Origin of the sequence: Streptomyces griseorubiginosus (assembly GCF_017614965.1) — a bacterium.
Taxonomy (GTDB): Bacteria; Actinomycetota; Actinomycetes; order Streptomycetales; family Streptomycetaceae; genus Streptomyces; species Streptomyces griseorubiginosus_B.
Window position 1 is genome coordinate 1 of record NZ_WVUG01000105.1, and the last position, 17,571, is coordinate 17,571.

Consider the following 17,571-nt stretch of genomic DNA (forward strand, 5'->3'; position numbering starts at 1 on the left):
CACCCCACCCCCTCCACCGAGGCCGCCCAGCGCGGCGAGGAGTTCCTCGCCAAGCTCCGCGACTTCTGCGAGACCAAGGTCGACGGCGCCCTCATCGAACGCGAGGGCCGCATCCCCGACGAGGTCATCAAGGGCCTCAAGGAGATCGGCGCCCTCGGCATGAAGATCGACACCAAGTACGGCGGCCTCGGCCTCACCCAGGTGTACTACAACAAGGCCCTCACCCTTGCGGGCTCCGCCTCCCCGGCCATCGGCGTCCTGCTCTCGGCCCATCAGTCGATCGGCGTACCCCAGCCGCTCAAGTTGTTCGGCACCCAGGAACAGAAGGAACAGTTCCTGCCCCGGTGCGCCCGCACCGACATCAGCGCCTTCCTCCTCACCGAACCGGACGTCGGCTCCGACCCCGCCCGCCTCGCCACCACCGCGGTGCGCGACGGCGACGACTACGTCCTCGACGGCGTCAAACTCTGGACCACCAACGGCGTCGTCGCCGACCTCCTCGTCGTCATGGCCCGCGTCCCCAGGAGCGAGGGCCACAAGGGCGGCATCACCGCCTTCGTCGTCGAGACCAACTCACCCGGCATCACCGTCGAGAACCGCAACGCCTTCATGGGCCTGCGCGGCATCGAGAACGGCGTCACCCGCTTCCACCAGGTCCGCGTCCCCGCCGCCAACCGCATCGGCCCCGAGGGCGCCGGCCTGAAGATCGCCCTCACCACCCTCAACACCGGCCGGCTGTCCCTCCCCGCCTCCTGCGTCGCCGCCGGCAAGTGGTGCCTGAAGATCGCCCGCGAATGGTCCGCCGCCCGCGAACAGTGGGGCAAGCCGATCGCCCAGCACGAAGCCGTCGGCGCCAAGATCTCCTTCATCGCCGCCACCACCTTCGCCCTGGAGGCCGTACTCGACCTGTCCTCCCAGATGGCCGACGAGGACCGCAACGACATCCGCATCGAAGGCGCCCTCGCCAAGCTCTACGCCTCCGAGATGGGCTGGCTCATCGCCGACGAACTCGTCCAGATCCGCGGCGGCCGCGGCTTCGAGACGGCGGACTCCCTCCGCGCCCGCGGCGAACGCGCCGTCCCCGCCGAACAGGTCCTGCGCGATCTGCGCATCAACCGCATCTTCGAGGGTTCCACCGAGATCATGCACCTCCTCATCGCCCGCGAGGCCGTCGACGCCCACCTGTCCGTCGCAGGCGACCTCATCGACCCCGACAAGTCCCTCCAGGACAAGGCCAAAGCAGGCATGGGCGCGGGCGTCTTCTACGCCAAGTGGCTGCCCAAACTCGTCGCCGGACCGGGCCAACTCCCCGCCTCCTACAGCGAGTTCAAGCGGGAGGTCGACCTCTCCGTACACCTGCGCTACGTCGAACGGCACGCCCGCAAGCTCGCCCGCGCCACCTTCTACGCCATGTCCCGCTGGCAGGGGAAGATGGAGACCAAACAGGGCTTCCTCGGCCGGATCGTCGACATCGGCGCCGAACTGTTCGCCATGAGCGCCGCCTGCGTCCGCGCCGAACTCCTGCGCAGCCAGGGCGACCACGGCCGCGAGGCCTACCAGCTCGCCGACGTCTTCTGCCGCCAGGCCCGCATCCGCGTCGAGGAACTCTTCAACCGGCTGTGGACCAACACCGACGACGTCGACCGCAAACTCGTCAAGGGCGTCATGTCCGGCACCTACGCATGGCTCGAACAGGGCATCGTCGACCCCTCCGGCGAAGGCCCCTGGATCGCCGACGCCGCCCCCGGCCCCTCCGAGAAGGAGAACGTCCACCGCCCCATCGGCTGACCGAAGGAACGAAGACGCCCGGGGGGTGAGCGTGACCGAAGGGACGAAGACGCGTCCCCCTCACCCCCCGTGCGGGGGACGCGGGGGACGCGCTGTCCTCACACACCGTCCTTACGGCCACAATGGAGGAATGAGCGACAGTCCATCCCCACTCGCTGACCCGCACCTCGTCTACGACCCCGTGGCGGGCAGCGGCCCGAAGGACGTGGTGATCCTCGGCTCCACCGGGTCGATCGGCACCCAGGCCATCGACCTCGTACGGCGCAACCCCGACCGCTTCCGGGTCACCGGCCTCTCCGCCAACGGCGGCCGCGTCGCCCTCCTCGCCGAACAGGCGCACCAGCTCCGGGTACGGACCGTCGCGGTCGCCCGCGAGGACGTCGTACCCCAGCTGCGCGACGCACTCACCAGCCTGTACGGCCCCGGCGAACCGCTCCCCGAGATCCTCGCCGGACCCGACGCGGCCACCCACCTCGCCGCCGCCGACTGCCACACCGTGCTCAACGGCATCACCGGCTCCATCGGACTCGCCCCCACCCTCGCCGCCCTGGAAGCCGGCCGCACCCTCGCGCTCGCCAACAAGGAATCGCTCATCGTCGGCGGCGCCCTCGTCAAGGCCCTCGCCAAGCCCGGCCAGATCATCCCCGTCGACTCCGAACACGCCGCCCTCTTCCAGGCGCTGGCCTCCGGCACCCGCGCCGACGTACGCAAACTGGTCGTCACCGCCTCCGGCGGCCCCTTCCGCGGCCGCACCAAGGCCGACCTCGCCCGCGTGACCGTCGAGGACGCCCTCGCCCACCCCACCTGGGCCATGGGCCCCGTCATCACGATCAACTCCGCGACCCTCGTCAACAAGGGCCTGGAGGTCATCGAGGCCCACCTCCTCTACGACATTCCCTTCAGCCGCATTGAGGTGGTCGTGCACCCCCAGTCGTATGTCCACTCGATGATTGAGTTCACGGACGGATCGACGATCGCCCAGGCCACGCCCCCCGACATGCGCGGGCCCATCGCCATCGGCCTCGGCTGGCCCGAACGCGTCCCCGACGCGGCACCCGCCTTCGACTGGAGCAAGGCGTCGACCTGGGAGTTCTTCCCCCTCGACAACGACGCCTTCCCCTCGGTGAACCTCGCCCGGCACGTGGGAGAACTCGCGGGCACCGCCCCCGCGGTGTTCAATGCGGCCAACGAGGAGAGCGTCGAGGCATTCCGCGCCGGCGCGCTCCCCTTCAACGGGATCATGGAGACCGTCACGCGCGTGGTCGAGGAACACGGCACACCGCGTACGGGAACCTCACTCACCGTGTCGGACGTCCTCGAAGCGGAGACCTGGGCACGAGCCCGGGCGAGGGAACTGACGCAGACCACGGCGACCGCGGAGGCGCGTGCATGACGACCCTGATGATGATCCTCGGCATAGTCGTCTTCGCGTTCGGCCTGCTGATCTCCATCGCGTGGCACGAGCTGGGGCACCTGTCCACGGCCAAACTCTTCGGCATCCGCGTGCCCCAGTACATGGTCGGCTTCGGCCCGACCATCTGGTCACGCAAGAAGGGCGAGACCGAGTACGGCATCAAGGCCGTCCCCTTCGGCGGCTACATCCGCATGATCGGCATGTTCCCGCCCGGCGACGACGGCAAGATCACCGCACGCTCCACCTCACCCTGGCGCGGCATGATCGAGGACGCCCGCTCAGCCGCCTTCGAGGAACTGCGCCCCGGCGACGAGACCCGCCTCTTCTACACCCGCGCCCCCTGGAAGCGGGTCATCGTGATGTTCGCGGGCCCCTTCATGAACCTGATCCTCGCCGTCGCCCTCTTCCTCACCGTCCTCATGGGCTTCGGCATCTCCCAGCAGACCACCACGGTCAGCTCCGTCTCCCAGTGCGTGATCGCCCAGAGCGAGAACCGCGACACCTGCAAGAAGGGCGACCCCGCCTCCCCGGCCGCCGCCGCGGGCCTCAAGCCCGGCGACAAGATCGTCTCCTTCGACGGCGTACGGACCGACGACTGGAACAAGCTCTCCGACCTGATCCGCTCCGACCCCGGCAAGCCCGTCGCGATCGTCGTCGACCGCAAGGGCAAGGAGGTCACCCTCCACGCCACCATCGCCACCAACCAGGTCGCCAAGAAGGACTCCAGCGGCCAGATCGTCCAGGGCAAGTACGTCAGCGCCGGCTTCCTCGGCTTCAGCGCCGCCACCGGCATCGTCAAGCAGGACTTCGGCCAGTCGCTGACCTGGATGGGCGACCGCGTCGGCGACGCCGTCGACTCCATCGCCGCCCTGCCCGGCAAGATCCCCGGCCTCTGGGACGCCGCGTTCGACGGCGGCAAGCGCGCCCCCGACTCCCCGATGGGCGTGGTCGGCGCGGCCCGCGTCGGCGGCGAGATCTTCACGCTGGACGTCCCCGCCACCCAGCAACTGGCGATGTTCGTCATGCTGGTCGCCGGCTTCAACCTCTCCCTGTTCCTCTTCAACATGCTCCCGCTGCTCCCCCTGGACGGCGGCCACATCGCGGGCGCCCTGTGGGAGTCCCTCCGCCGCAACCTGGCCAGGCTCCTCAAGCGCCCGGACCCGGGCCCCTTCGACGTGGCGAAGCTGATGCCGGTGGCTTATGTGGTGGCGGGGATCTTTGTTTGCTTTACGCTTCTGGTCCTTGTGGCGGACGTCGTTAACCCGGTGAAAATCACGTAGCCATGAGGAGTTCGCGGCGGCCCGGAGCCATCGGTTCCGGGCCGTCTTCGTTTGAGTGTGTTTAGGAGCGGGATGTGCTCGGGCCTGGGCGGGTGCCGTAATCTCGAAGCCTGGAGCCCGTTGTTCCGGGACCGGATCTTGATCCACGACTTGGGGTTGCACAGCAGATGACTGCGATTTCTCTCGGCATGCCGTCCGTTCCGACCAGGGTTGCCGAGCGTCGGAAGAGCCGGCAGATCCAGGTCGGGTCCGTGGCGGTGGGCGGTGACGCGCCCGTGTCCGTGCAGTCCATGACCACGACCCGTACCTCCGACGTCGGCGCGACCCTGCAGCAGATCGCCGAGCTGACGGCGTCCGGATGCCAGATCGTGCGGGTGGCGTGCCCCACGCAGGACGACGCGGACGCGCTCGCGACGATCGCCCGCAAGTCGCAGATCCCGGTCATCGCCGACATCCACTTCCAGCCGAAGTACGTCTTCGCGGCCATCGAGGCCGGCTGCGCCGCGGTGCGGGTGAACCCCGGGAACATCAAGCAGTTCGACGACAAGGTCAAGGAGATCGCGCGGGCCGCCAAGGACCACGGCACGCCGATCCGGATCGGGGTCAACGCCGGCTCGCTCGACCGGCGGCTGCTGCAGAAGTACGGCAAGGCGACGCCCGAGGCGCTGGTGGAGTCCGCGCTGTGGGAGGCCTCGCTCTTCGAGGAGCACGACTTCCGGGACATCAAGATCTCGGTGAAGCACAACGACCCGGTCGTGATGATCGAGGCGTACAAGCAGCTCGCCGCGCAGTGCGACTACCCGCTCCATCTCGGGGTGACCGAGGCGGGGCCGGCGTTCCAGGGCACGATCAAGTCGGCGGTCGCCTTCGGCGCGCTGCTCTCGCAGGGCATCGGCGACACGATCCGGGTCTCGCTGAGCGCTCCTCCCGTCGAGGAGGTCAAGGTCGGCAACCAGATCCTGGAGTCCCTGAACCTCAAGCAGCGGGGCCTGGAGATCGTGTCGTGTCCGTCCTGCGGGCGCGCGCAGGTGGACGTGTACAAGCTGGCGGAGGAGGTCACGGCGGGGCTCACGGGGATGGAGGTTCCGCTGCGGGTGGCCGTCATGGGGTGTGTCGTCAACGGTCCGGGTGAGGCGCGTGAGGCCGACCTCGGTGTCGCGTCCGGCAACGGCAAGGGGCAGATCTTCGTCAAGGGCGAGGTCATCAAGACCGTCCCCGAGTCGAAGATCGTGGAGACCCTCATCGAGGAGGCCATGAAGCTGGCCGAGCAGATGGAGGAGGCCGGAGTCGCGTCGGGCGAGCCCGAGGTGTCGGTCAAGGGTTGACGCGGAGCGGCCAGTGGTCGGCCGGCTGTTTCCCGTCGGCTGCGTGGATCGTCGTGGCTGGTCGCGCAGTTCCCCGCGCCCCTGGGGGGCGCGTCTGCCCTGCGCGGTGTCATCAGCCCGTCCTCTCCTGCCCGGCCATGGCCGAACCGCGCGTCCCGCACCGTCACCACCCGCACGGGATCTTCCCCGCCCCGCTCCCCACCGCTAGCTTCTCCCCAGAAGCCGTCGTCGTCGAGAAAGCGCTCCCTCGGGCCTTCTCGGGACCGACCGGAGGGAGAGCCCGATGGCCATGGCGGAACCCCGGCGGGTGCGGGAACCCCGGTCGGCTCGCAGTGGCGGGCGGGCCAAACGCGTCACCATCGCGGATGTGGCCCGCGCGGCCGACGCCTCCGTATCGACCGTCTCCCGGGTGCTCAACGGCATCGGGACCGTGGACCCGGTCCTCGCGGACCGGGTGCGGCTGGCCATCGAGGAGCTGGGGTACCGGCCGAGCGCGGCGGCCCAGGGGCTGGCCCGGGGGCGGTCGGGGAGTATCGGCGTGCTCGTGCCCGATCTCGCCAATCCGCACTTCAGCGACCTGATCAAGACCTTTTCCGCGAGCGCGCGGGAGCGCGGCGCGCGGGTCGTCGTCATGGACTCCGACGAGGATCCGGGCGTGGAGCGGGAGCTGGCCGAGGAGCTGATGCGGTACGCGGACGGGCTGCTGCTCGCGTCGCCCCGGATGCCGCGGCAGGAACTCGCCGCCCTCGTCGCGCGCGGGGTCCCGCTGCTCGTCGCCAACCGGCAGGAGCCCGGCCTGGCCCTGACCTCCGTGTGCGTGGACTTCTACCAGGGCCTGCTCGCGCTGTGCGGGCACCTCTCCCAGCTCGGCCACCGCAAGGTCGCCTACCTCGCCGGTCCGCAGGGTTCCTGGGCCAACAAGGAGCGGCTGCGGGCGCTCTCCGGGGCCCGGGCCTTCGGGCTGGAGGTGACCGTCCTGGCCTGCGGATCCACCACGGACGAGGGGTACGGCGCCGGGCCCGCCGTCGTCGACAGTGCCGCCACCGCGGTGGTCGCCTACAACGACTTCGTCGCCCTGGGGCTGCTGTCCCGGCTGACCGAGATGGGCGTACGGGTGCCCGGGGAGCTGTCCCTGACCGGCTTCGACGAGATCGACCTGGCCCGCTACTCCTCGCCGCCGCTGACCACGGTAGCGGTACCCCGCGGCGGTCTCGGCCGGGTGGCCGGCGACGCGCTCGCCCGGCTGATGGCGGGCGACGAAGGCATCGAATCGGTAACGCTCCCCGTTGAGCTGCGGGTTCGTGGTTCGTCCGGACCAATCTGAGCTCAGCGCCTTGACAGATCCGATGTCTCGCAGGACCTTGTTCGAGCACACGGACCGAGGAAGCGCTGTCTCATTGCCGGGCCCCCACCCGGCCGACGCCCGCAGGAGCCGCCGTGTTCCGAAAGCAGTACAGCTCCAGAGCTCGTCAAGCTCGTCGACACCCTGCACCACGGCTCGCTGTGGCGGCTCTGCTGCTCATGGGGGCCGTTGCTGCCTGCGGGGCTCCCGACGACAAGTCATCCGATGACAAGGGGGCGGAGCAGAAGATTCCCGCCAAGCCCTCCAAGCCGGTCGCCCTGGACATCCTCGATGTGGCGGGCAACCTCCAGCTCACCCAGGGGATGATCGAGGAGTTCCGCAAGGAGCACCCGGACATCGTCGGCAAGGTGACGTACGGCAAGGCCCCGGCGCCCGACCTCGCCGGAAAGATCAAGGCGCAGCAGCAGGCCGGCCGGGTCCAGATCGACCTGGTGCTCACCGGCACGGACGGACTCGCGGCCGGCCTCTCGCAGAACCTGTGGTCGGACCTCGCCGCCCACCAGGACCTGATCGGCAGCCCCGACTATCTCCCGCCGGCCGCCGACATGGCCAAGCTGGCGCAGGGCAAGGGGCAGGCGATCGTCTACTACCCGTCCGGACCGCTCGTCGAGTACGACCCGGCCAAGGTCAAGAGCCCGCCGAAGACCCCGCAGGAGCTGCTCGCCTGGGCCAAGGCCCATCCCAAGCGCTACCAGTACGCCGACCCCGCCAACTCCGGGCCCGGCCGCACCTGGCTGATGGGGCTGCCGTACCTGCTCGGCGACAAGGACCCGAGCGACCCCGAGCACGGCTGGGACAAGACCTGGGCGTATCTGAAGGAGCTCGACAAGTACGCGGCGCCGTACGCCTCGGGGACCACCGAGACGATGAAGAACCTCGCCTCCGGGCAGGTCGACATGATCCAGAGCACCACCGGCTGGTACATCAACCCGCGCGCCCTCGGCACCGTCCCGAAGAAGATGGCGGTCGCGCACTTCGACCACATGACCTGGGTGACCGACGCCCAGTACGCGGTCGTACCGAAGGGCGTGAGTGCGGACGTCATGTCCGCCGACCTCAACCTCATCAAGTGGATCCTGACGCCGAAGCAGCAGGCGAAGGCGTACGACGACGGTTACTTCTACCCGGGCCCGGCGGTGAAGGACGTACCGCTGTCGATGGCTCCCGCCAAGTCGCAGCAGACGATCGCCACGTACGGGAACAAGGACTTCGACTCCTGGATCGACCAGTTCCCGAAGAAGCCGTCCCTCCCGGCCCAGCAGCAGGTCACCGCGTTCGACCTGTGGAGCCGGAACGTGGCGGGCGGTTGATCGCATGGCCCGGTTCCACACCCTGCGCCTGGAGCGCGTCTCGCGCCGGTTCGGACGTCACCAGGCGCTGCACGAGCTGGAGTTGGAGATCTCGGGCGGCGAGTTCGTGGCGCTGCTCGGGCCCTCCGGCTGCGGCAAGTCCACCGCGCTCAACTGTCTGGCCGGGCTGCTGCCGCTGACCGGCGGCGCGATCCTGCTGGACGGTGAGCGCATCGACCAACTCGCCCCCGAGCGGCGCGGTTTCGGCATGGTCTTCCAGAACTACGCCCTCTTCCCGCACATGAGCGTGCGCGGCAACGTCGCCTTCGGGTTGCGGATGGGCCGGGTGCCGAAGGCGGAGGCGGCCGAACGCACCGACCGGGCCCTTGAGCTGGTGCATCTCACCGAGCACGCGCACAAGCGGCCCGGGCAGCTCTCGGGCGGGCAGCAGCAGCGCGTCGCCATCGCCCGGGCCGTCGTGCTCGAACCGCGTCTGGTGCTGATGGACGAGCCGCTGTCCAACCTGGACGCGGCCCTGCGTCTGGAGATGCGCGCCGAGATCAAGCGCCTGCACCGGCGTCTCGGCCTCACCACGGTGTACGTCACCCATGACCAGGAGGAGGCGCTGTCGCTGGCGGACCGGCTGGTCGTGCTGCGGGACGGGCGCACCCAGCAGATCGGCACGCCCGAGGAGGTGTACGCCCGTCCGGCCAACCGCTATGTCGCCGGGTTCATGGGCTACCGCACGATGCTCGACGCGACCTTGGCCTCGACCGACGGTGAGCACGCCCAAGTGGACCTTGCAGGCACCCGGTTGACCGGTCTGGACCGGTCCGGTGCGGCCGCCGGCGGCCGGGTGACGGTGGCGGTACGGCCCGAGGATCTGGACGTCGTCGCCGACGGGGGAGCCGGACTGCCGGCCCGGGTCGAGGTCGTCGAGTACCACGGTCGCGAACTCGCCGTCGAGGCGGCCCTGCCGGACGGCCGGCAGGTCCACTTCCGTACCCGCGCCCGGCTCGCCCCGGACGACGAGGTGCGGCTGGCCGCGCCCGCCGAGCGGGTGCTGGTGTTCGCGGCGGACGACGACCGCACGCTGACGGCGGCGGCCAACGAGCGGGCGGTGACGGCCTCATGAGCGCCGTCGGCACGGGAAAGCCGGCCCTGCGCCATCGCCTCGCCGAACGGGGGGTCGACCGCACGCTGTTGCTCGTGCTCCCCGGCGTCGTCTTCTCGTCCTGCTGTTCTGCTATCCGTTCCTCTACGGCCTGCAGCTCTCCTTCCAGCCGCAGCACGGCGGGGGAGCGCTGGCCAACTACCGGCGGTTCTTCGACGATCCGTATCTGCGCGAGACGATCTGGGTCACCCTCAGGCTCGCCGTGCCCGCCGCGCTGATCAACTGCCTCGCGGCCGTCCCCGTCGCCTTCGGCACCCGCCGCCCCTTCCGCGGGCGCCGGCTGCTGACCACGATCCTGGTCATGCCGATCACGCTGGGCACGGTCCTCACCGCCGAGGGCCTGCTCGGCTACCTCGGCCCGAACGGCTGGCTCAACAAGATCCTCCACAACCTCGGCCTGACCGACCAGCCCCTCCAACTCGTGCACAACTACTGGGGAGTTCTGGCCTCGCTGGTCATCACCGGCTTCCCCTTCTCCTACCTGCTGACGCTGTCGTACCTCACCGGCATCGACCCCAGCCTGGAGCAGGCGGCGGCCACGCTCGGCGCGGGACGGTGGCACCGCTTCCGGCACATCATGCTGCCGCTGCTCGCCCCCGGCCTCGCGATCACCTTCTGTCTCTCCTTCGTGCTGGCCTTCGCGGTGTTCCCCTCCGCGCAACTGGTCGGTGACCCTCGCGGCGCCACGCACGTCATCTCCATCGAGGCCTACCAGGCGGCCTTCCAGAAGTTCGACTACTCGCTGGGCTCGGCGATCGCGATGGTCATGGCCGGCGTGATGCTCGCGGTGGTCGTCCTGGTGCTGGGCTGGCGCTCGCTGCTGTACCGCGGGGCGACGGGAGGCAAGGGCTGATGACCGACGTACTCGAAGCGCCCGCACCGGCGAAGGATGCCTCCGCGCGTCCGAGGCCCTGGTGGCGCAAGCCCGGTGCCTGGGCCGCCGTGCTCGTCTTCGGGCTCTTCCTGGTCAACCTCGCCGGGATCGTGGGCGTCCCGCTCGCCGACTCCTTCGGCACGCGCTGGTTCACCAGCTGGCTGCCCGAGGGCTGGACGACGAGGTGGTACGGCGAGGCCTGGCGGGAGTTCTCGCTGGGGCAGGTCTTCTGGACGACCGCGCTGGTCTCGCTGCTGGTGGTCGCGGTGTCGGTGGTCGTCGGCGTCCCGGCCGCCTACGCGCTCGCCCGCCGTGACTTCCCCGGCAAGAAGCTGGTCCTGCTGCTGTTCCTGCTGCCGATCCTGGTCCCGCCGCTGACGTACGGCATCCCGCTCGCCACCGTGCTGTACAAGTTCCGGCTGGCGGGCACGCTGACCGGGGTCGTGCTGGCGAACCTCGTGCCGTCGGTGCCGTTCGTGGTGCTGACCATGACCCCGTTCATCGAGCAGATCGACCCGCGCATCGAGGCGGCGGCGCGGATGTGCGGGGCGCGGACGGCGTCCGTGCTGCTGCGGGTCCTCGCGCCGCTGCTGGTGCCGGGCATCCTCGCCGCGTCCGTGCTGGTCCTCGTCCGTACAGTCGGCATGTTCGAGCTGACGTTCCTGACCGCGGGCCCGGACAGCCAGACGCTGGTCGTCGCCCTCTACTACGCCGTCTTCTCGGCCGGCATCCGTACGCAGCAGTCCATCGACGCGATGGCCGTGATGTACACGGCGTCGATGCTGGTGCTGCTGGTGATCGCGCTGCGCTTCGTCAATCCGACGCAGCTGGTCACCCGGGTGAGGGAGGAGCAGGCCCACGGCTGAGCGACCGGACCGTACCCGCACCGTCCGTCAGAAACAGGTGATCCCCCTTGCGCGCAAGTTTCCCCCGACGCACCGCCCGCATCTCCCGGCGCACCGCCCTCGCCGCGGGGGGCCTGGCCGCGGCCGCCCCGCTGTTGACGCCGCCGCCCGCCGAGGCGGCCCCCGCCGACCCCTGGGCCCGCGTGCCCGGCATCCTCGCCCGCATCAGGCCGCCGCGATTCCCCGGACGCCGGTTCGACATACGGGACTTCGGCGCCGTCGCCGGGGGAGTGACCCCGTGCACCGAGGCGTTCCGGCGGGCCGTCGCCGCCGCTCGTGAGGCGGGCGGCGGCCGGGTCGTCGTACCGGATGGCAGGTACCTGACAGGGGCGATCCATCTGCGGAGCAACGTCGACCTGCATGTCACCGAGAACGCCGTCATCGCCTTCAGCCCCGACCCCGCCGACTACCTTCCCGCGGTGCTCACCCGCTGGGAGGGCACCGAGTGCTGGAACTACTCGCCGTTCGTCTACGCCCACGGCTGCGAGAACGTCGCCGTCACCGGCACCGGCATCATCGACGGGCAGGCCCGGCTCGGCCCTTGGGAGAGCTGGTACCGCGACGGCAAGCTCCAGTCGCCCGACCAGAAACTCCTGCGCCAGATGGGCAGTTCGGGCGTCCCGGTCGCCGAGCGGCTTTTCGGCGCCGGGCACTACCTGCGGCCCCAACTCATCCAGTTCCACCGCTGCCGGAACGTCCTGGTCAGCGACGTCACGCTGGTCGACCCGCCGATGTGGACCGTGCACCCGGTGCTGTCCAGCAATGTCACCGTCCGCCGCGTCACCGTCGACAGCACCCTCTACAACACCGACGGCTGCGACCCCGAGGCCTGCCGGGACGTGCACATCAGCGAGTGCTCCTTCGACACCAACGACGACTGCGTCGCGGTGAAGTCGGGACGCGACGAGGACGGCCGGCGCGTCGGCGTGCCCAGTGAGAACATCGTCGTGCAGGACTGCCGATTCTCCGGGCGCTGGGGCGGACTCGCGGTCGGCAGCGAGATGTCGGGCGGGGTACGGAACGTCTTCGCCGAGCGGTGTGTCGTCAACTCGCCCGAATTCCCAGGCCGTTACCCGGTCAAGTATCCGCTGTACGTCAAGGCCAGCAAGAAGCGCGGCGGCTTCGTCTCCGGCGTGCACATCCGGGACTTCACCGGTACGGACGTGGACCGCGAGGCCGTCTACGTCACCGCGAACTACAACGGCGGCGAGAACGGCACGCTCCCGGTCACCGTCGAGGACATCACCGTCCGCCGCACCCGCCTGGACGGAGCGAAGGGGGTCCTGAACCTCGAGGGCCTCGCCACCGATCACCTCCACGGCGTCCACCTGGACCACTGCGACTTCACGGGGGTCCGCGGCCCGGACAGCGTGACGTACACCGATGACCTCACCGAACGGCACGTCACCGTCAACGGCACGGAGGTGACGAGGCCGTGAGACGCCGTACGCTCCTGAAGGCGTCCGGCGCCGCCCTCGCCCTGCCGAGGCCGTCGGCCTCCGGCGCCCCCGCCGACCCCTGGTCCCGCGTCCCGCGCATCCTCGCCCGCATCCGCCCGCCCGCCTTCCCGCACCGCTTCTTCGACATCCGCCGTTACGGCGCCGTCGGTGACGGCACCACCAAGAACACGCTCGCCTTCCGCCGGGCCGTCGAGGCCTGCCACGAGGCCGGGGGCGGCCATGTCGTCGTCCCCGAGGGCGTGTTCCTCACCGGTGCGATCCACCTGCTCAGCGGGGTGGACCTGCGTGTCGAGGGCACGGTCCTGTTCAGCACCGACCCCGCCGACTACCTCCCGGTCGTCCTCACCCGCTTCGAGGGCACCGAGTGCTACAACTACTCGCCCTTCGTCTACGCCCACGGCCAGCGCGACCTCGCGATCACCGGCCCCGGCACCCTCGACGGACAGGGCATGGCGGGCCCCTGGAAGAGCTGGCGCGATCCCGGCGGCGGCGCACCGGCCGACCAGGAGGCGCTGCGCGGCATGGGCGAGCGGGGCGTGCCCGTCGGCGAACGGGTCTTCGGCGCCGGGCACTACCTGCGCCCCAACATGGTCCAGTTCTACCGCTGCCGGAACATCCTCGTCCGTGACGTCACGGTCCTCGAACCGGCCATGTGGACCCTCCACCCGGTGCTGTCCCGCAACATCCTGATCCAGGACGTCGACGTCATCGGCCGCATCAACAACAGCGACGGCTGCGACCCCGAATGCTGCGAGGACGTTTACATCACCGGCTGCCGATTCCACACCGAGGACGACTCGATCGCCGTCAAGTCCGGCCGCGACGAGGACGGACTGCGGGTCGGCACACCGAGCCGGAACATCGTCGTACGCGACTGCGTGTTCTCCGGGCGGTGGGGCGGTATCGCCGTCGGCAGCGAGATGTCCGGCGGGGTGTACGACGTCTTCGCCGAGGACTGCCGCATCAACCCCCTTGACTTCCCCGGCCGTTACAACCCTCGCCATCCCGTCTTCCTGAAGACCAACAAGAAGCGCGGCGGGGCCATCGACGGCGTGTACGTCCGCCGCTTCACCGGACGGCAGATCGACCGGGACTGCGTCTACCTGACCACCCGTTACTCCGGCCAGACCGGCGACCGCCCGGCGGTCATCCGCAACGTCCACGTCCAGGACATGGTCCACGACGGCGCCCGCCGCGCCATCAACCTCGAAGGCCTGGACTCCGACCCCTTCCGCCACATCCGCATCGAGCGCTGCGACTTCACGGGCATCGCCGAGCCGAACGTCATCGAGTCCGCACCGGATCTCGTCCTGAGGAAAGTGTTCGTCAACGGAACAGAGGTCACGTATCCATGAGACCCGCACGGAGCACCGTCCACCTGCTGTGGGTGGCCGTACTCGCCCTGCTCTGCGGCCTGTTCGCCGCACCCGCGTCGCAGGCGGCGGCCGCGCGCCACCCCGCGTACCCACCCCGCCAGACCATGCTGCGCAACGCCACCGCCGGCATGTTCCTGCACTGGGGCATGTTCACCGCGCCCAAACACCTCGACTGCGCGAGCTGGGAGAAGGACGTCACCGACGGAGGCTGGAACCCGGACTACTGGGTCGACGAGGCCCGCAAGATCCGCGCGAGCTACATCGTCCTCGCCACCTTCCACTCCCGCCTCGGCTACGCCCGCCCCTGGCCGTCGGCGATCCCCGGTTCCTGCTCGACCAAGCGGGACATCCTCGGTGAACTCATCGGCGCGGCCGCCAAGAAGGGCCTGAAGGTCATCCTCTACATGACCGACGACCCCAAGTGGCACAACGAGCAGGGGATCGAGACCCTCGACTCCGCCGCCTACTCGGCCTACAAGGGCCACGACGTCGACCTCACCACCCGTGAGGGCTTCGGCGAGTTCAGCTACGACAACTTCTTCGAGGTCATGAAGAAGTACCCGAAGCTGTCGGGCTTCTGGATCGACAACGACAACGAGTACTGGGAACAGCACCAGCTCTACGAGCAGATCCGCCAGTTGCGCCCGGACATGACCCTGAGCAACAACAACGAGGACACCCCGATCATGGACATGGTGTCCCATGAGCAGAAGGTCGGCATGAGCCCGCCGTACGACCAGCCGTCGGCGATCTGGACCCCGATGCCCCGCCTGACCGAGTCCTGCTACAAGGTCCCCGACACGGGCAGCTGGTGGTACGACGGCCAGGACCGCCCGGTGTCGACCGGGCTCAACGTCGACCGGTACATCGCCAACGCGGGCAACTCCATCCTCTCCCTGGCCGACTTCACGGCGATGGTCAACGGCCGATTCCCGCCCCAGCAGGAGAAGTTCCTCGACCTGATGAAGGACTACCTCCCGCCCATCTGGCAGTCCCTGCACGGGGTGTACGGCGGCGGGTTCATGTACGGCGGCATGCAGCCCGGCAGTTGGAACGACGGCTCCTACGGCTACATCACCGTCAGCCGCACCGACCGCACGACCCAGTACATCCACGTCACCACGAAACCGGCCTCCGGCGACCAGGTCCGCATCCGTGACAACGGCTACCGGATCGAGAGGATCACCGACCTGCGCACCGGCAAGCGGTTCCACTTCGACCAGCAGGGCGGCACCCTCACCATCAAGGGCGTCACCGACTGGGACCCGTACGACACCGTCTTCAAGGTCCGCACGGCACCCGTGCGCGAGGGCGTCTACCCGACCGGTGTGGTCAAGGCCTCCGAACCCGCCCTAACCGACGGCGACTTCACCACCTACAGCGACAACAAGGGCGTCCTGCCCGCCAGTTACACGCTCGATCTCGGCCGCGTCCGCAGGGCCTCCTTCCTCGGCGTCAACCAGCGTGAATGGTCGCCGACATACAACCGGGAGACCTTCGGCAGGAAGGAGGACTCCGCGCGGATCAAGGACTACACCGTGTCCGTGAGTGACGACGCCGCGACATGGAGTGAGGTGAAGGCCGGGGTGCTGGAGAGCGCCCGCGGCATCCGCTTCATCGACCTCCCCGCCGGTCTGCGCACCCGTTACATCCGCCTCGACGTACCCACCACCTGGGGCGCCCCCACCGTGCCCGCGTTCTACCAGCAGCTGCGGATCGACGAGATACAGGTCGGCTACGGCCATCCCACGAGCCACGGCTGACGCACGGGCCCTGCCGCGTCGCCGCACGGGGCGGCGCGGCCCACATTCGGCAGGTACAGTGCGGAGATCAGCAGAACCCTCAGCGTGAGGTCCCGCACGTGTTGACCCAGACCACCTCCCGAGTGCTCGAACCGAGCGACCTGGACGCCGCGCTCGCCGTCCTCGACCGCGAGCCGGTCGCGAACGCCTTCGTGACGTCCCGCGTCCAGGTCGCCGGCCTCGACCCGTGGCGGCTCGGCGGCGAGATGTGGGGCTTCTACGAGGACGGCATGCTCACGTCCCTCTGCTACGCCGGCGCCAACCTGGTCCCCATCTGTGCCACCCCGCGCGCCGTACGTTCCTTCGCCGACCGCGCCCGCCGGGCCGGCCGCCGCTGCTCCTCCATCGTCGGCCCCGCCGAGGCCACCACCCAGCTGTGGCGGCTGCTCGAACCCAGCTGGGGCCCCGCCCGCGAGGTCCGCGCCCACCAGCCGCTCATGGTCGCCGACCGCATGCCCGCCGACATACCCCCGGATCCGTACGTCCGCCGCATCCGCAAGGACGAGATGGAGACGATCATGCCGGCGTGCGTGGCGATGTTCACCGAGGAGGTCGGCGTCTCCCCGCTGGCCGGCGACGGCGGTCTGCTCTACCAGGCCCGGGTCGCCGAACTCGTCGGCTCCGGACGCTCCTTCGCCCGCCTCGACGAGCACGGCAAGGTCGTCTTCAAGGCCGAGATCGGCGCGGCCACCCCCCAGGCCTGCCAGATCCAGGGCGTCTGGGTGGCCCCCGAGTACCGGGGCAGGGGCCTCGCGGCGCCCGGCATGGCGGCGGTCCTGCGCTACGCCCTGGCCGACGTGGCGCCGGTGGTGAGCCTGTACGTCAACGACTTCAACACCCCGGCGCGGCGGACCTACCTGAAGGTGGGGTTCCAGGAGGTCGGCGCGTTCACGAGCGTGCTCTTCTAGCCGCTGTTCACAGTGCTGTTCTGAGCCTGGTGGGAGACCTGTAGTCTCCCCCGCATGGACCTCGTCATCGGCCCCCTCGACCTCCCCGCCCACGTAGACGAGGCTCTCGCCGTCCAGGCCGTCGCCTTCGGTCTCGGCGCGGACGAGGTGGCCGTCCGCCGGCAGATCGTCCTGCGCCACATGACCTACCCCGGAGCCCGCGCCCTCGGCGCCACCAGCGGCGGCCGGCTCGTCGGGTTCGTGTACGGCATGCCGAACGACCGCACCCACTGGTGGTCGACCGTCGTCGAGCCCTATCTCCGCGCCCAGGGCCACGACGCCTGGCTCGACGACTCCTTCGTGATCACCGAGCTGCACGTCCACCCCCGCTACCAGAACCGGGGCATCGGCCGCTCCCTGATCACCACCATCACCGACACCGCCGCCGAACCCCGCTCGATCCTGTCCGCGATCGACACCGACAGCCCGGCCCGCGGCCTCTACCACTCCCTCGGCTACGAGGACCTGGCCCGCCGCGTCCTGTTCCCCAGCGCCCCGAAGCCGTACGCCGTGATGGGCGCCACCCTCCCGCTGCGCCGCCGGTAACGGATTTCCACCGGCAGAGCAAGCCCGG

14 protein-coding genes are annotated in these 17,571 nt (G+C 69.8%); all 14 read left to right on the top strand.

Features of this window, described 5'->3' with window-relative positions; translation table 11 throughout:
• The coding region (locus tag GRC12_RS20585) for an acyl-CoA dehydrogenase family protein (RefSeq protein ID WP_208780781.1) at nt 1-1,788 on the top strand (1,788 nt) is incomplete at its 5' end.
• A gap of 130 nt (nt 1,789-1,918) precedes the next feature.
• Nucleotides 1,919-3,181 (top strand): 1-deoxy-D-xylulose-5-phosphate reductoisomerase, encoded by a 1,263-nt coding sequence (gene dxr / locus GRC12_RS20590; protein WP_208780782.1) that lies wholly within the window; start codon nt 1,919-1,921, stop codon nt 3,179-3,181.
• A gap of 8 nt (nt 3,182-3,189) precedes the next feature.
• A complete protein-coding gene (locus GRC12_RS20595) occupies nt 3,190-4,482 on the top strand; it encodes a M50 family metallopeptidase (protein ID WP_208780802.1) in 1,293 nt (430 codons plus the stop codon).
• 167 nt (nt 4,483-4,649) lie between these two features.
• Entirely contained in the window at nt 4,650-5,807 is a 1,158-nt protein-coding gene (ispG, locus tag GRC12_RS20600; RefSeq protein ID WP_208780783.1) for a flavodoxin-dependent (E)-4-hydroxy-3-methylbut-2-enyl-diphosphate synthase, read from the top strand.
• Nucleotides 5,808-6,090: 283 nt separating this feature from the next.
• Nucleotides 6,091-7,131 carry a LacI family DNA-binding transcriptional regulator gene (locus tag GRC12_RS20605; RefSeq protein ID WP_244373434.1) on the top strand — a complete coding sequence of 347 codons (1,041 nt, stop codon included), beginning with the start codon at nt 6,091-6,093 and terminating at the stop codon, nt 7,129-7,131.
• Between the two features lie 197 nt (nt 7,132-7,328).
• Entirely contained in the window at nt 7,329-8,480 is a 1,152-nt protein-coding gene (locus GRC12_RS20610; RefSeq protein WP_244373436.1) for an ABC transporter substrate-binding protein, read from the top strand.
• A gap of 4 nt (nt 8,481-8,484) precedes the next feature.
• On the top strand, nt 8,485-9,594 hold the full coding sequence (locus GRC12_RS20615) for an ABC transporter ATP-binding protein (RefSeq protein ID WP_208780785.1): 1,110 nt from the start codon (nt 8,485-8,487) through the stop codon (nt 9,592-9,594).
• Between the two features lie 241 nt (nt 9,595-9,835).
• Nucleotides 9,836-10,486 (top strand): ABC transporter permease, encoded by a 651-nt coding sequence (locus GRC12_RS20620; protein WP_208780786.1) that lies wholly within the window; start codon nt 9,836-9,838, stop codon nt 10,484-10,486.
• Nucleotides 10,486-11,373 carry an ABC transporter permease gene (locus tag GRC12_RS20625; protein WP_244373438.1) on the top strand — a complete coding sequence of 296 codons (888 nt, stop codon included), beginning with the start codon at nt 10,486-10,488 and terminating at the stop codon, nt 11,371-11,373. Before GRC12_RS20620 ends, GRC12_RS20625 begins: the two co-directional genes overlap by 1 nt.
• A gap of 47 nt (nt 11,374-11,420) precedes the next feature.
• Nucleotides 11,421-12,851 (top strand): glycoside hydrolase family 28 protein, encoded by a 1,431-nt coding sequence (locus GRC12_RS20630; RefSeq protein WP_208780787.1) that lies wholly within the window; start codon nt 11,421-11,423, stop codon nt 12,849-12,851.
• Nucleotides 12,848-14,227, top strand: coding sequence for a glycoside hydrolase family 28 protein (locus tag GRC12_RS20635; protein ID WP_208780788.1), 1,380 nt, complete (start codon nt 12,848-12,850; stop codon nt 14,225-14,227). Before GRC12_RS20630 ends, GRC12_RS20635 begins: the two co-directional genes overlap by 4 nt.
• Nucleotides 14,224-16,011, top strand: a complete 1,788-nt coding sequence (locus tag GRC12_RS20640) for an alpha-L-fucosidase (RefSeq protein ID WP_208780789.1) — start codon at nt 14,224-14,226, stop codon at nt 16,009-16,011. Before GRC12_RS20635 ends, GRC12_RS20640 begins: the two co-directional genes overlap by 4 nt.
• Nucleotides 16,012-16,109: 98 nt before the next feature.
• Nucleotides 16,110-16,958, top strand: coding sequence for a GNAT family N-acetyltransferase (locus GRC12_RS20645; protein WP_208780790.1), 849 nt, complete (start codon nt 16,110-16,112; stop codon nt 16,956-16,958).
• Nucleotides 16,959-17,012: 54 nt separating this feature from the next.
• Nucleotides 17,013-17,543 (top strand): GNAT family N-acetyltransferase, encoded by a 531-nt coding sequence (locus GRC12_RS20650; protein WP_208780791.1) that lies wholly within the window; start codon nt 17,013-17,015, stop codon nt 17,541-17,543.
• The last annotated feature ends 28 nt before the right edge of the window (nt 17,544-17,571 follow it).